The sequence below is a fragment of the Bradyrhizobium canariense genome (assembly GCF_900105125.1).
GTDB classification, from domain to species: domain Bacteria; phylum Pseudomonadota; class Alphaproteobacteria; order Rhizobiales; family Xanthobacteraceae; genus Bradyrhizobium; species Bradyrhizobium canariense_A.
In genome coordinates this window covers 2,328,620-2,343,528 of sequence record NZ_LT629750.1, presented here as the reverse complement: position 1 = coordinate 2,343,528, position 14,909 = coordinate 2,328,620, and the positions used below count along the sequence as shown (strand labels likewise).

Sequence of the window (14,909 nt, the reverse complement as noted above, 5' to 3'; positions counted from 1 at the left end):
GATCGGCCGACTTTGCGTTAGGCTTCGGCTGGCGGTACAACCGCCGGCCGAAGCCAGCGATCACGTCAGCTCTCGCTGGTGGTCATTACCACCGGCGGAGTTGTTGTTTACGCCAGGAGATCAAGGAAAACGGGTCTTCCAAAGGACGAACGTATCAGGATGCGGGCGCGCTCGCTGGTTGCGAGGACGGGTGTGAGGCTAGCCCATTCCACTGAAGCGTGCTTCGCGCGTAGGCGGCCGCGGTGACCCGGTCTCGGGGGAGGCGGGATAAACTCCACCGGGTATCCCCATGCTAAGCGAAGTGGCGTCTGCGCGCTTTTCCTGAGTTTGCGAGATTGACGCAGAGTTGCGCTGATGTCGCGCCATTATCTTGCTGCGGGACTGAACCGTTCTGTCTTGATGCAGACCGTGCTTGCCCCTCGGCTGACGCCCGTCTAGTTCGAACCGCTGCCTTTAGCAGCTACAGTGAACTGGAAAATGGCTCCGCGCGGTAGATTTGCGTTGACCCACAATCGACCGCCGTGCGCCTCGATGATCGAACGGCATATCGACAATCCGATCCCTAACCCATCCGGTTTGGTTGTATAAAAAGGTTCGAAGAGGCGCTCAAGACTTGCCGGCAGCAATCCTGGGCCTGAATCTATCACCGCGACAAGTACACCATCGCAATCAGCCATTGCGGTGCGGATCAGCAATTCTCGCGGCCCCTCGGTCGTTCCGCTCATCGCCTCGATCGCATTAAGTATCAGATTGGCGGCGACTTGCTGCAATTCGACCCGATCTCCCACGACTTCGGGCAGTCCATCCGTAAACGCAGTCTGTACCGAGACATTGTTTCTTGCTGCTTCAGCCTGGGTGAGCTCGATCACCTCGCCGATGATCGCATTGATCGCCAAGCTATCCTTTCTTGGCGGCTTCTTTTTTATGAGATCGTGAATCCGCTCAATCACTTCGCTTGCCCGCATGCCATTCTGGACGATACGGCCCAGCGCCTGACGTACCTGCTCCAGCTCCGGCGGTCGGCGATCCAGCCAGCGCAGCGCTGCTTGCGCACTGGCAACGACCGCGGTGGTTGGCTGGTTGACTTCATGGGCGATCGATGCCGTAAGCTGACCCATCACCGCAACACGGTTGGCGTGCGCCAGTTCCATCTGTGCCTCGCGGTAGCGTCGCTCACTCTCGCGTGCCTCAGCTTCCGCGCGCTTGCGCTCGCTCAGATCCAGCACGAAAGCAACAGCCTGTTCCTTATTGAATGCGGCCGCGCCGATCAGAATCGGAGCGCGGTTGCCGTCTTTGCGGAAGTACTCTTTCTCGAAGGGTTGGATAGCTCCAGTCGCTGCCAACTCTGCATGGGCGAGCGCGTTGCGGTCGCTCCATTCTGGTGGCGTCAAGTTGGTCCAACGCAAACGGCCCGTGTTGAGATCCTCTCGGTCGTATCCCACGGTTTTGAGGAAGGAGTGATTGGCGTCGACGATGTGGCCCTCCGGGCCGAAGATGCAGATCCCGATGATATTGGCATCAACCAGGCGATGGATCCTCGATTCCCGTTCCTGGAGCGCACGGTACAGGCGAGCGTTATCGAGCGATGTCGCGGCCTCGGAGGCAAGAAACTTGAGAACCGCGACCCGCGCGGGCGTAAACACATGCGGAGCGAGATTGTTTTCGAGGTAGAGCAAGGCCACCGACTTGCCTTGCTTGATGAGTGGCAGGCAAAGGACCGACCGGGCGTGCTTGCGGCGGATGTACTCGTCGCTGGTAAACGCGCCGCGCGCCGAGGCATCGTCGAGGATGACGCTTTCCTGCGTACGCGCCGCGTACAGAACGAGCGACTCCGGCAGTTCAGCGCCGGAGATGGGCGAGTCGCGGGGATCGATCGTGATGGAGGCGCGGCCGGTCGTCGCGCTCGCCTGAATCCGCAGCTCAGAGCCTTGCGGCAGAACCAGCAGTCCGCGTTCCGCGCCAGCATGTTCGACGGCCGTGCGCAATAACGTGTCAATGAGCTTCTCAAGCACGATCTCGCCAGACACAGCCTCAGACACTTTGAGGACTGTTACGAGATCGAGGTATTCAGTCGGCGTCCCGATCGTACTCGTTGGGCTGACTACAGGTTCTTTCTTCCGGAGGTGCGGGTACATCTCGTCGAGTTGCCGTACCTTGGCGTCGGCACCCCACCGCAGGTAGCAGTCGCGTGCATTCGCCAAATAGGAGACAACGACGGTTTGAATGCCGCGCGCCTCGTAAAACCTGGCTGCACGTTCTGAGGCAATCGCCTCGATCTGCACGAAGCCGGCTTCCCGGGCCAGTCGGATGGATTCTTCGTACAGCCGTTCCGCCTCCAGTTCGCGGCCTTCGATACGAGCGATCTCAGCTGCGATCAGCGCTTGTCGGGCGACAAAGTTCTCCGAGATGCGCGCGCACCAGATCGATAATTTGCGGTGCTGCTGACGGAGGCCGCTGAGGAGCATCGCACGGCGCTCGGGCGGTGCTGCATCGTAAGCGGCGGCCTGAGCGAGCCCCGTGTAAAACCGGAACTCAACTACCTCATGATAGGCCCGTGCGGCCCAGTAAAGCTTGTCCACCCGCTCGGCAACCGCCAGCGCGATATCGTGGCGCCCGGCGAGTACGTTGATCTGGATGTGCGCGGTATAGTAAAAAAAAGCGCTTAAGGGCCATGTGCCTTCGTGGGGATAAGGCCCGGTTGGGCTGGGCACTTCGAAGCTATTCTCCTCGTCGCGTCCCATCAGGCTAAGCGCTGAACTCCTTTGGACGGTCAAGAATTCCGCAAGCAGATCGAAACCCGAGTTTTGTGAGAAGAACGTTAGCCCCCGTTCTGCGTCCCTGCAGACTTCCTGGAGCGGGTCGCCGCAGAAGAGACGCACCGACACCAACCCGCGATGTGAGTAGGCAGCGAAGGCCAGGTCGCCAGCAGCCAAGGACACCTCCAGGCTGCGATGCATGAATGGCTGTCCGGATCGGATCGGTCGAATCCACGGCGTCACATGGAGGCCAAATATCAAAAGCGCCCGCCCGCTGATTCCCAATTGCGGTTGCCGGTCGGCAAGGACAACGCCAAATTGCACCAGTCGGAATCCGAGTTCCGCATCGGCGTGATTACTGGCGAGGACACCGAACATGCACACGATTGGATAACAAGCCGCCTCGCAAATTCCGTGCTGCAGCGTGAGCCGTGCGGCGGCCAGCAACATAATGTCGCACAAGTTGCGATCGGTGAGGAGGGCGGGCGTAACAAGGTCGGCAAAAACCGCCATCGTTGCTCGATGGCCAGGATCGGTCATTGGCGGCAATGCATGAAGCTGATCGTCGGAAAGGTCCTCGGCCAGACGCCGCAGGCAATTGCGCTCCTCATCCACTTGGCGGTCGCTCGGGTGGGGACTCCAGTCGATCCCGACCTGGCGCAGAAACTCGAGACAGACATCAATGCTGCGTTCGAGCTGCCCGCGCGCCGTGTACAGGTACGCCCGAAGCCTGGTCACCTCCGCCTTGGCTTGAACGTTCCTGCAACTCTGCGACAGCACCAGCAACTGCGCTTCCGCGACGTCCTGTTGACCGACGAGTAGCTCGCATTCGGCACGCAGCAAAGCGACCGCGAACGCCGTCGGGCTGCAGCTCGGATGTGCTTCGTTTCCGAGCAGCTCGCGCGCAACCTCTAGATAGGCGATGGCAGCATTGTAGGCCGTCGCGGCCCGCGCACGCCGGCCAGCAGCGAGATTGACGGCAACGATCCGTTCCCGTTGGGCCTCGCTCGTAACGGCGCCGGCGCCACGGTTCAGCTGGTTGGCAATGACGTAGAGCTTCTCGCCCGTCTCGTCCGGCTTCGCATGCGCTGCCAGTGCCATGCCGATGCGAAGGTGCAGAGCCGGCTTGTCTTCCGCTGGCTGCAGCGCATAGGCGGCTTCCTGCACGCGATCATGCACGAACTTGTAGGAACTATCCAGACGCTCGATCAATTCGAGACGAACCGCTTCCCGCAGATCTGCGTGGACCTGTTGCTCCGATACCCCGTGCACGAGACAGAGCGTCGTTACCTCGGCGCTGTTGCCGAGGCAGGCCAGCCTCAGCAGGGCTCTCCGCGCCTCGTCGGGCAAACCATTTAGCTTGGCGATCATAAGATCTGCGACGTTCTCGGTGTAGCCTTTGGCGTGGATACGACCGAGATCCCAGCACCACTGCGCTTTGTCTTGATCGAATGTAAGCAACTCTTGTTCGGCCAGCGCGTACAGAAACTGGATCAGGAAAAACGGGTTTCCGTCGGTCTTCTCGTGCATCAGCTGTGCCAGAGGAGCGGCGTGCGCTAGCTCGCAGCGAAGTGTATCCGCCGTGAACTGCTCCACACATTCGCGGGTGAGGGGCGCCAGGCTGATTTCGTGCACCCGCGCTCCGGCACGGCGAATGACCTCGAGCTTTCGCGTCAGCGGATGCGAGGCATCGACCTCATTGTGACGATAGGCGCCGATCAGCAGCAGATGTCGCAGACCAGACCGGGTTAACAGATCCTCGAGCAGGTCCAACGTGGCCGTGTCCAGCCACTGCAAGTCGTCGAGGAAGAGCGTCAGCGGATGGTCCGGCTGGGCGAAGACTGCGATAAAGCGTCGAACGACAAGTTGGAAACGCCGCTGCGCGTCCTGAGGCGAAGCCTCCGGGACCGGCGGTTGATCTCCGATGATCAACTGCAGTTCGGGAACGAGATCAACGATGAGTCGGCCGAGCGAGTCCAGCGCTTCGCGGAGGGCGTCGCGCCAGGGCGCCAGCTCGGCGTCGCTCTTCGCGAGAAGGTGCCGGATAAGACTCTGAAAAGCCTGGGCGAGTGTCGCGTAGGGGATATCGCGCTTGTGCTGATCGAACTTACCCGAGGCAAAGAGCCCGCCACTCGAGACCAGAGCGGTATGGAGCTCTTGGACCAAGGCGGACTTGCCGATGCCGGAATAACCGGAGACCAGGACCAGCCCCGGCGTGCTGCTCAGGCCGACGCGATCGAACGAGCCGAGCAGGCTTTCGATCTCGCGCTCTCTTCCGTACAATTTCTCCGGGATCAGGAGCCGGTCCGGTTTATCGTCTTCGCCGAGGCGGAAGTAGTCGATCCGCCCTTGTGCTTCCCATGCCGCAAGGCAGCGCTGGAGGTCACTCTTGAGGCCTGCCGCGGTCTGATAGCGTTCCTCGGCCGTCTTGGCGAGGAGCTTCATGATAATCGCCGAAACCGCGCCAGGCACTTCCTTCACCCGTTCGGCGGGCGGTATCGCCCGTCTTGCGACGTGGCAGTGCACCCATTCCATGGGACCGGCCGCTGTAAACGGCAGTGCGCCCGTCAGCATCTCATAAAGCGTGACGCCGATTGCGTACAAGTCACTGCGGGAATCGATCGAGCGATTCATGCGTCCGGTTTGTTCGGGCGCCATATAGGCGAGGGTGCCAGCGATGGTCTCGGGCGGCTCGAACGCTTGCCGCTCGCGTGAAAGACGAGATGCGATGCCGAATCCCGTGAATCTGACCGCGTCTCGCGCGGCGTTCACCAGGATATTCGTCGGTTTGAGGTCTTTGTGGACGAGACCGCGCCGGTGGAGTTGTATAAGAGCCGCAGCGATGGCGATGGCCAGATGTAGAAACCGGCCCAATTCCATTGGCGTGCCGAGCAGCCGATTGAGGGGTTCGCTGGCGGAATCTTCGAGCACCAACATGGTTCGGTCGCGCTCGCGGATCAGCGCCAACGGCCGCACGGCCCAGGGCCCGTCCAACTCGTCCTTCAACGCGTATTCATGGGCAAGTCGATCGAGGCTAGCGGGTGTCGGATGCTCCGCGGCACATGTCACGATCAGAACGTCGTTGACCCTGCCGTTAGCATCCGGGCGCCGCTCGCGGCAGAAGACGCGTTCGCCGTCCTCCCACCAGACTTCGAGACTATCAATTCCGTTGGTGGAAATTTGAGAAGACCCATTCATCCGCCGGACTCCAGAGTTTGGCCGGCGGCTGCCCGACTTGGCAGGAGCGCTAAGCGCTTTTCTGGCCTGGTTGGCCAGTCTACATTTGAAGGATGTCGTACACCAGCCGTCATCGCTCCGCTCGTCGCCGCAATAGCTGCGCGTGTTCGGCGTTGCAAAGCGCACTTTCAGCCACGCGCGGTCGACGCTTCAATCAGACAAATCTGGTCCTCTCTTGTCCGCTGCGAGGCGGCGTATCGCTACCTGCAGTCATTCCCGCTGCGAATGCGCGATATCGGCCAACTGGTTCGGTCGAGCTGCGCTCGCGGCCGACTTCCGGCTCAAAGGGACAATAGTCACCCTGCTGCGAGACCGGGGAACAGCGCCGGCCATGCGCAGCGCTGTTCCGGGCCGGGAGGTATTCGGCCGAACCAGCAAACTGGTTACACCCTTTCGGAAAATTTTTATCGGCCGCAAACCGCCACGCCGCACCAGCGACGGGGGCGCTCGCTCATCTTGCCCAGCAAGCAAATTCCGCAACCGGGACCTTCGCAGGCACGAACAACGCTGTAGTCCACCGTGCATATATCCGGCAGCGCGGTCCTGCGGTGCGTCCGAGCAACATCGGACGATCGGGCTCAGGGCCATCCACTCGGCAAAAGCCGGACGACCAACTATTGATTGGATGCCTTCGATTGCCCTGTTCCGTTTTCCAAACGAGACCTTATTGCGTTGCTTTTCCTTGGGCGACCTGCATCAAAGGCACGCGCTCGGTGCTGCTCGCCCGCAGAATATCCTGCTTGAGCAGATAGACTGAGGCGGCAAGCAGCACGATATCTTTCATCAAAAAGAGGAATGGCAACGTTGCGGCAGGAAAGCCGCCAGCGGGTGCTGCCCAAGCATCCGGAAAGAACGGAATTATCGTTACCGTTGCCACGTAGGTCCCGCACGAACCCAATGCACCAAGGATGCCCAGCTTCTTGTTCCAAAATCCCAGAAACATAAGAAATCCAAACAGCCATTCAGCAGTGCCGAGAAAAAAGGTGGCGCCGCGTATACCAAATACAGGGTACAGCCAGAAGATCAGTGGTCCGTGGCTGATGAACGGGATCAAGGCGTGTGCTTCATAATCGAACCATTTCTGGCAGCCGAAGACGAAGAAAAGCGTGACCATCGTTGCGCGAATCAGGTGGTAGTCAAGGTCACCCCTGACGATCTCGAGCTTTGATAGTTTCGTTATGAGCTGGTCCATTGAGCCGCTCCAATGCGCTGTAAGACATGATCGGCCGAGCAATAACAGAGCTTCCAGACAGACGCTGCGCACCCGTTATCGCGAATATCTCAAACTTGCGGAATTTTGATCCGAGCCCAATCGATCTTCTTCAGGCACACTCACCAGCAGGATTTCAGCCTCTGATCCCGGCAGGAGACCTATACCAAGGTATGGGCCTAGGTATCACAATCGAGAGATTGTGGGTGGGCGCACTCGAAAGCATGATTTCGCCGCGCGTTGCGCTGCCATTCGGCACCAGGTGGAGTTGCCCACCAGGGAGACGATGTCATGTATGTCCGTTCGCGGCTGCATAACGATTTTCTATGCCTCGAATGGCAATCGATCGTGCACCAAAGTTCATCGGGAGGCCGGCCTTTTCCCCATTGCGTTTCGGTGATTTGCGCACGTCGCAGGGGTTAAGTCCGGTGACAATCCCCTTTATCGCAGTTGTCGACGACGACGAAGCGTTGTGCTCGTCCCTGGTGGATTTGATGCGTTCCATCGGCTATCGCGCCGAGCCTTTCGCCTCGGCGGAGGCATTCCTGGTGTCCCCAAACCGATTTGGCCTGCACTGCATCATTGCCGACATTCACATGCCGGGGATGGGCGGACTTAACCTGCTCCGCGCGCTCCACGAACAGGGCATTGTGACTCCGGTGGTCCTTATTACGGCTCTGACCGACAAACATTTGGACGAAGAAGCGGCCTCAAGAGGCGCTTTGTGTCTTCTCAGAAAGCCATTCGAAATAAGTTCCCTGCTTGATCACATCGACAGGAGCCTTCGCCAATGAAAACCCTTCGGGACAATGGCATCGCCGGCTCAGCGTCAAGTGCGCCGTCGTTCCCGCTGAGCGAAGCTGCTCGGGATCCATGTTGCTCCGGTGAAGGAGCGCCTCCGCGGCAGACGGTACGAACAATGGTCCAGGGGGTGAGTTGGAGCAGATGTTCGCAGCGATGGGGTCGCCTCATGATGAAGGCGCAAACTGGTGACGGCCAGGCCTACGAGCAACTACTCCGAGAATTGGATGCATGGCTCTGCCGGTACTACGCTCGTCGGCTTCCTCATCCCGCAGCCGAGGATGCGAGACAGAACACGCTGCTTGCGATCCACGCCAAACGCCACACTTATGCGCCATCGAAGCCTTTCGGTGCCTGGGTCTTCGCCATTGCGCGCTATAAGTGGATCGATTGCATGCGTGATGCGTCTCGATACTCGACGTTATCACCAGACGAGGAGATACCGGTCGAGGATTATGGACGAGCCGCGGTAAGCGCGGTCACCCTGGATCATCTGCTTGGCCAGTTGAATCCTGCGCAAGAAAGCGTAATCCGCCTGGTAAAGCTGGGGGGCCTCAGCATCGCAAGCGCATCTGGCGCAACCGGCCAGTCCACGTCTCTCGTCAAGATCAACATCCATGTCTCTCGTCAAGATCAACATCCATCGAGGTCTGAAGAAATTGGCGGCCTTGGTGTCTTGAACGCGGGGACACGCCCGCCGCTGGTGCTCGATGTCGGTTTGCGACAATCGGGCGAAACAGGCGGCCCATCGATAGTGGGCTTTGCCCGGGCGAGAATGAGCTTTGTGGCCGGACGGATCAAGCGGATCCGAAAATCGAGACGAAGAGAATCGGTAACGCATCGAGATGAAGGTTTCGTTTGGCTCATGACCTGATCCTGCCATCTGAATGCACGAAACGGCTTCTTCCTCTGCAGGCCGGGATCGGGCAGTCCAGGCACGTCCAGATATTCGGGCGTGCCATGAGGTTGGTTACATCCAGCAGGATAAAATTCGATCAAGAAGTCCACCGGCAGCCAACGGTGTGTGATCGATTTCTCTTTTGGCGTTGTCGTGGGAGCGGGCATGGAGCCGATGGTCCCCGACCTCCGTGGCCCAATCCACTCCAAGGTCCTTCGCTGACACGCCCTTCATGCAAGCGGGAGGCCTGTCAGCGCTCGCTGAGGGGCCTTGGGATCACAGAAGGAGGTTCCCCCGGCAGTTCCGAATCGTTACTTGGTGAATTTCGTAATACCGGTTAGATGCATGAGGAAAAGCTGGTAGTATGATTGTAAGCAACATCCTTCGCCGGTCGCTTCGGTTTGGTGATATTCGCTCAAGGTAATTTCTCGCGATCCACAGCGCAGCGTGCTCGACGGACACGATCAAGCCAGATGCGCCAACCGTGGACGTCGTCGATTATTACTCCGGAATGTTTAGAGGATCGTTGGCAGTGCGAGAAATCTCGCTATGAAGCTTGAGGACGAAGCGCATGAGTTAGAGCTGATCGCCAAGGCGTTGCAGATAATCTCGAAAGAGATTAGCTACCAGGGTTTGGCCAAGGCTCTTCTTAGAGAAGCCCTTAGCTATTGTGGGGTCGCTCGAGGTGGCGTTCTGCTTAGCGAAGGGGGCGAACTGCTGGCCAAGGTCGACGCGAGCTTTCCGCGCGAAAGAGCTAAGTTCTTCACCTCGTACCCTGCGGCTCGCGAAATCCGGTTGCCGGCGGATCTCGGCGAAAGGGTCCTTAATCGTCGAGAGACCGTCATAAGGCATGCTACCTGGGAAGACTCTGCGCTCATTGATCCCGCAGAGCCGCCGCCGCGAAACATAACCCAGTTGTGCCTGCCCTTGGTTCATCAAGAGTGGACGATCGGCGTCCTTTATCTGGAAGCGGAGCGAGGCGAAGAGATTTTCACGCCAAGGTGCGTCTGGGTGATGTCCATGCTTGCTTCGCAGGCGGCTGTCTCCTTTGAATCCGTAAGTCTTTTCGAGGCGCTGCGTGAGACCAATATGTGGATGGTCAAGGGGCAAGAGATCGGCCGCATGGGCAGCTATCGCTGGAATACGCGGACTCTGCTCTCCCGGGCATCGCGCGAATGTTACCGCATATTCGATATTGATCTCGAGATAAATCCGGTGCCTTTCGAGGTGTTCAAAAGTTGCGTTCACCCTGATGACTTTCCTGCTTTGGAGCAAGCGATCGCAGAGGCGGTCAGCACCAAGTCCCCGTTCAGCCAAGAGTACAGAGTCGTCCATAGGGACGGCACGATATTGTCTGTCGCCGCGGTAGGGCAGTTCGACCTTGGCCCAAGCGGCGATGTCGAATTGGAAGGAATCATCACCGATATCACGGAGCGGAAGGCCGCGGAGCAAGCGCTGACGGACGCGCGGAATGAACTTGCGCGAGCCGTACGGCTGGCGTCTCTCGGCGAGCTGGCGGGCTCCATTATTCACGAAATCAATCAGCCGTTGACTGGAATCATCATGAGCGCTGAAGCTTGCCTCCGGTGGCTTGCGCGTGATCATGTCGAGCCCAGTGAAGCCCGCAAGTCCGCGGTGCGCGTTATCGAACAGGGGCACAGGGCGAGCGACGTGATCACTGGCCTCAAATCATTGGTGCGAAACGCGCAGCTAAATTTTACCAAAATTGATATCAACGACGCTGTCGAAAAGGTTCTTCTGTTGTCAAAAAGGGAACTCGAACGCGCCGGCGTCATACTTCGCATCGACTTCGACAGAACATTGCCGAATATCGCAGCGGATCTGGTTCAGATTCAACAGGTCGTCCTTAACCTCGTGCGCAATGCAATCGAAGCTATGGCTGACGTAGAGGGAAGGAGCCGTATTTTGACCGCCTCGTCAAAGGCCGCAGACGGTCATGTCTCCGTAACGATCACGGACACGGGCGTAGGCATCAATCCCGCGAATCGAGAGCGCCTCTTCGATGCGCTTTACACCACGAAGGAAAGCGGTCTCGGCCTCGGTCTCTCGATCTGCCGTAAGATCGTAACGGTCCATGGAGGGCGTCTATGGGTGGAAGAAAACACGACGCATGGCGCGACGTTCGCCTTCGTCCTCCCGCTCTGCCAATCGATTCAAATTTCGGGAAGAAATTGAGAATGTCGTCCGCAGCCTTTGTTCATATCGTCGACGACGACAGATCGGTTCGCGAGGCGCTCGGGGACCTGCTTCAGTCCATGGACTATCAAGTATCTCTCCATGCTTCTGCCTCGGATTTCCTCAAAGTCGAATTGCCCGATGGGCCTGCGTGCCTGGTACTCGACGTGAGGTTGCCGGGCACCAGCGGCTTGGAGCTGCAGGCGTATCTCGCGAGCATCAATGTCGGGTTGCCGGTGATTTTGATGACCGGCTTTGGTGACATTCCGATGACTGTGAGGGCCATGAAGCTCGGCGCGGTCGATTTTCTCACCAAGCCGATACGGGATCAGGATCTGCTTGATGCCGTTGCCGCTGCGATCGGCAAGGACCAGGAACGACGCCAGGATATCGCACACATTGCTCAGTTGCGGGAGAAGTATGCGCTTCTGACCGCGCGTGAACGGCAGGTGATGGCGCTCGTCGCATCGGGGCTCATGAACAAGCAAGTCGCCCAGGAGCTTTCAATAAGCGAAGTCACCGTCAAGATGCATCGCGGCAGTGTCATGCGAAAGTTGGAAGCCAAATCCGTGGCGGTGCTCGCTCGAATGGCCGAGGCACTCGATATCGAAACCTGAGGCGCCAGCCCACCGCGGCCTGGGACATTTTAGAGCAAAGTAATTCCGGAGCTTGCCCATACCAAGGTATGGGACGGGGTATCACAACCGAGAGATTGTGGGCGCGTGCAGTCGAAAGCATGGTGGCGCTGCCATTCGGTACCGGATTGTTTCGATCCGCAAAAGGTCTCGACAGCTTCACCGGGATTGCTCGCGATTATCGAAGCTGAACAAGCATAGGATGATGGCGATGACAACCTGCGCTTCTGACGTCAGCGAAAGCGGAGTGGTGGCGGTGCTTCGAGATCGGGTCAATCACGTTGCTATCGGTATGCTGCCGAACGGCGCTGGCGATGACTCGAATTCACTGCCGTCAGCCGGCAGTACCGTCGTCCATCCGACCGTCAAGATAACCCCCGTCGAACCAGTGAAGCGTCTCGGTACGGGCTGGCACTGGTGGTTTTCGGAAAACGTCCACGTTCCGATCGGCAGCAAAATTGAGTTTCGCTTTCAGGGACCCACGCATTTGCTCGCATTATACAATGAGGGCGTGCGGACGAACGGCGAGACGTCAATCGACGGTCTACATTCAAGGCTTCGAAGCTTTGTCCATAAGCTCACTTTCGTGCCCGCGGGATGCGCCTATCGGGAATCGCACGAGACCAGCTCGTCCACTCGCGTAACGTTTCTCTATTTGGACCCTGCTGCCTTCCGGCGATCGGACGATGGTGAAGCCGGCTTTCAGCCTAGAGTTTTTTTTGAGGATTCCCTTGTCTGGGAGACGGCATCGAAATTGAAGAACACGATTGAAAGCAGCCAAGCCAAATGCATGCCCTACCTGGAGGCGCTCTCTGAAGTACTTGCCCATGAGCTAACTCGCGTCGACCAGGAGGCGGCTCGCGACCGGACAGTGAGGCGTGGAGGGCTCGCCAGTTGGCAAGCGCGCGCGGTCGGCGACTACATTGAAGCGCATCTGGGAGAACAAGTTTGCCTGCTGAAACTTGCAGAACTTGCTCGGCTGAGCCTGCATCACTTTTGCCGGGCGTTCAAGCAATCGTTCGGAATTCCCGCGCATCAATATCAAGTGCAGCGGCGCATGGAGGTTGCCAAGTTGCTTCTGGCGGATCAAACGACGTCGGTTACGGATATCGCGTTCAGTTTGGGTTATGCCCAAACCAGCTCGTTCAGCAATGCCTTTCGAAAGACAACCGGCTGGACACCCACGGCCTATCGCAGAGAGTTCAAGTGAGCCGACACCATGGCTCAGGGATTATCGATCGTATGTCGGAACGCTGACGTGATCACCACGCCGACACCGGCGACCGCAGCCAACCTGGGAAGCAGCGGCGAGTAACATCTTTGTGCGTTTGTCACCAAACCAGAGCAATCCGCGAAATAGCTACGTGTGACCAAGCTCGATGCGTCCACCCACCCTCTAACCGCTTGAGGCGCATGACGAGTGACCGGGTGCTGTAACCTCCAGGGGATCCCTTATGACGAAGATCCAATACCGCAAGGCCAACGTCGATGGATTCAACGTGTTCTACAGGCAGGCCGGCCGAGCTGATGCACCGGCGTTGCTGTTGCTTCACGGATTTCCTTCCGCGGGTCATATGTTTCGCGAGCTGATACCGGCTCTCTCCGACCGTTTCCGCGTCGTAGCACCGGACCTGCCCGGGTTCGGCCAGTCCGACATGCCGTCTCGCGACAAGTTTTCCTACACTTTCGCCGCACTAGCCGGCGTCATCGAGCGGTTCACTGAAGTCATCGGCCTCGTTCGCTTCGCGATCTACGCCTTCGACTATGGTGCGCCGACCGGCTTTCGAATGGCTGTTCGTCGTCCCGAGCGCATTACTGCGATCATCTCCCAGAATGGAAACGCCTACGAGGAGGGACTGAGTGACGGCTGGAACCCCATCCGCGCTTATTGGCAAAACCCGTCGGAGGCGAACCGCGCGGCCCTCCGAGCCTTTCTGTCACCGGAAACGACGATATGGCAGTACACCCACGGCGTCGCCGATACGTCCTTGGTTTCTCCGGACGGATATTCGCTCGACAACTACTATCTAGCGCGCCCCGGTGCCGATGACGTGCAGCTCGATCTCTTTGGCGACTACAAGAGCAATTTCGCCATGTATCCGGAATTCCAGGCTTACTTTCGCGAACACAAGCCCCCGGTTTTGGCGGTCTGGGGCAAGAACGATCCCTTCTTCCTGCCGGCGGGTGCGAAAGCGTTCAAGCGCGACATTCCAGGAGCGGAAGTGCGCTTCTTCGACACGGGCCACTTTGCGCTCGAGACCCATTGTCAAGAGATCGCTCTCGCCATTCGCGATTTTCTTCCGCGCGCCAAGTGAGAAGCGATGGCAAGGCATGCGCCGCCGGTCAGCGCAGGTCCGCCCGCACCCTGACCACAAAGTCCGAAACCGCAAGAGAAATTGGAATGTCAAAATCGGTAGCGATCGTTACTGGTGCGAGCTCCGGCATCGGTAGAGCAACGGCGATCAGGCTTTCTCGCGACTTCTCGGCTGTCGTTCTCGCCGCGCGGGGTGGGATCGAGCTTGGAAAGGTTGCTGAACAGGTGAGGGCGCAGGGCGCCGAGCCACTTCCAATTGATCTGGATCTCATGGTCCCGGCGGCGGCCGAAACCGTCGTTGGTCGAACGTTGGAAAAGTTCGGTCGGATCGACGCGCTGTTGAACATCGCTGGCGCCGTGCCTGGGGTCGACTTACTCCAAATGACGGACGAACAATGGAACGCCGGCATGGATCTCAAGCTTCATGGGGCGCGTCGGCTGACGCTTCGCGCGTGGGAGGCCTTGAAGGCGACGAACGGCGCCGTCGTTCTTATCGCCGGAAATGCCGCGGAGATTCCAACAGCGTCGGCAGCAGCGGTCGGAGTGATTAATGCTGCGATCGTCGCCCTGGCCAAGGCGTTTGCCGATCGTGGTCTTAAGGATGGCATCCAGGTCAACAGTGTGTCTCCGGGGCCGGTCATGACCGGTCGGCGCCTGTCCATGATCGAAAAATGGGCCGCGGCGCATAAGGTCGGCATCGACGAGGCAAAGCAGACGCTCCTGACGCAGGCTGGCATCGGTCGCTATGGGGAGCCGCAAGATATCGCCGAGCTGATGGCTTTTCTGGTTTCTCCTGCCGCACGGTGGATAACCGGTACCCAACTTCGCATCGATGGCGGTGAGGTTAAGTCGATCTAATTGG

At 58.8% G+C, this 14,909-nt stretch carries 9 protein-coding genes and 2 pseudogenes; 8 read left to right on the top strand and 3 right to left on the bottom strand.

Going from position 1 to position 14,909, the window contains the following annotated elements:
• Positions 1–434: 434 nt before the first annotated feature.
• The 3 genes from BLV09_RS11340 to BLV09_RS11330 all read right to left on the bottom strand — a co-directional run bounded on the left by BLV09_RS11340 (position 435) and on the right by BLV09_RS11330 (position 7,185).
• The gene (locus tag BLV09_RS11340) at positions 435–5,954 is read right to left on the bottom strand and encodes an AAA family ATPase (protein WP_146687346.1); all 5,520 of its coding nucleotides are present in this window, start codon (positions 5,952–5,954) and stop codon (positions 435–437) included.
• Positions 5,955–6,397: 443 nt separating this feature from the next.
• Complete coding sequence (locus tag BLV09_RS38755) at positions 6,398–6,511, bottom strand: CGNR zinc finger domain-containing protein (protein ID WP_167558701.1); 114 nt, start codon at positions 6,509–6,511, stop codon at positions 6,398–6,400.
• Positions 6,512–6,657: 146 nt separating this feature from the next.
• Positions 6,658–7,185, bottom strand: coding sequence for a YkgB family protein (locus tag BLV09_RS11330; RefSeq protein ID WP_146687345.1), 528 nt, complete (start codon positions 7,183–7,185; stop codon positions 6,658–6,660).
• A 353-nt stretch (positions 7,186–7,538) separates the two neighbouring features.
• Here BLV09_RS11330 and BLV09_RS11325 point away from each other — a divergent pair, with 353 nt between their 5' ends.
• The 8 genes and pseudogenes from BLV09_RS11325 to BLV09_RS11290 all read left to right on the top strand — a co-directional run bounded on the left by BLV09_RS11325 (position 7,539) and on the right by BLV09_RS11290 (position 14,905).
• The gene (locus BLV09_RS11325) at positions 7,539–7,997 is read left to right on the top strand and encodes a response regulator transcription factor (protein WP_244549047.1); all 459 of its coding nucleotides are present in this window, start codon (positions 7,539–7,541) and stop codon (positions 7,995–7,997) included.
• Positions 7,994–8,356: pseudogene (locus tag BLV09_RS38595) on the top strand (RNA polymerase subunit sigma-24); the annotation flags it as partial. The gene BLV09_RS11325 and the pseudogene BLV09_RS38595, both read left to right, overlap by 4 nt.
• 328 nt (positions 8,357–8,684) lie before the next feature.
• Positions 8,685–8,759, top strand: a pseudogene (locus BLV09_RS38590) (CGNR zinc finger domain-containing protein); the annotation flags it as partial.
• A 692-nt stretch (positions 8,760–9,451) separates the two neighbouring features.
• On the top strand, positions 9,452–11,098 hold the full coding sequence (locus BLV09_RS11310; protein WP_146687344.1) for an ATP-binding protein: 1,647 nt from the start codon (positions 9,452–9,454) through the stop codon (positions 11,096–11,098).
• Between the two features lie 2 nt (positions 11,099–11,100).
• Positions 11,101–11,715 carry a response regulator transcription factor gene (locus BLV09_RS11305; RefSeq protein WP_167558700.1) on the top strand — a complete coding sequence of 205 codons (615 nt, stop codon included), beginning with the start codon at positions 11,101–11,103 and terminating at the stop codon, positions 11,713–11,715.
• Positions 11,716–11,938: 223 nt separating this feature from the next.
• Entirely contained in the window at positions 11,939–12,943 is a 1,005-nt protein-coding gene (locus BLV09_RS11300; RefSeq protein ID WP_244549045.1) for a helix-turn-helix domain-containing protein, read from the top strand.
• Positions 12,944–13,187: 244 nt separating this feature from the next.
• Entirely contained in the window at positions 13,188–14,048 is an 861-nt protein-coding gene (locus BLV09_RS11295) for an alpha/beta fold hydrolase (protein ID WP_146687342.1), read from the top strand.
• A gap of 86 nt (positions 14,049–14,134) precedes the next feature.
• Positions 14,135–14,905: an SDR family oxidoreductase gene (locus BLV09_RS11290; protein WP_146687341.1), complete on the top strand. Its 771-nt coding sequence runs from the start codon at positions 14,135–14,137 to the stop codon at positions 14,903–14,905.
• Positions 14,906–14,909: the final 4 nt, after the last annotated feature.

Coding starts and splice junctions, on each gene's coding strand:
- BLV09_RS11340 (WP_146687346.1), bottom strand. CDS start 5,954: ATGAATGGGTCTTCTCAAATTTCCACCAACGGAATTGATAGTCTCGAA.
- BLV09_RS11330 (WP_146687345.1), bottom strand. CDS start 7,185: ATGGACCAGCTCATAACGAAACTATCAAAGCTCGAGATCGTCAGGGGT.
- BLV09_RS11325 (WP_244549047.1), top strand. CDS start 7,539: ATGGCAATCGATCGTGCACCAAAGTTCATCGGGAGGCCGGCCTTTTCC.
- BLV09_RS11310 (WP_146687344.1), top strand. CDS start 9,452: ATGAAGCTTGAGGACGAAGCGCATGAGTTAGAGCTGATCGCCAAGGCG.
- BLV09_RS11305 (WP_167558700.1), top strand. CDS start 11,101: ATGTCGTCCGCAGCCTTTGTTCATATCGTCGACGACGACAGATCGGTT.
- BLV09_RS11300 (WP_244549045.1), top strand. CDS start 11,939: ATGGCGATGACAACCTGCGCTTCTGACGTCAGCGAAAGCGGAGTGGTG.
- BLV09_RS11295 (WP_146687342.1), top strand. CDS start 13,188: ATGACGAAGATCCAATACCGCAAGGCCAACGTCGATGGATTCAACGTG.
- BLV09_RS11290 (WP_146687341.1), top strand. CDS start 14,135: ATGTCAAAATCGGTAGCGATCGTTACTGGTGCGAGCTCCGGCATCGGT.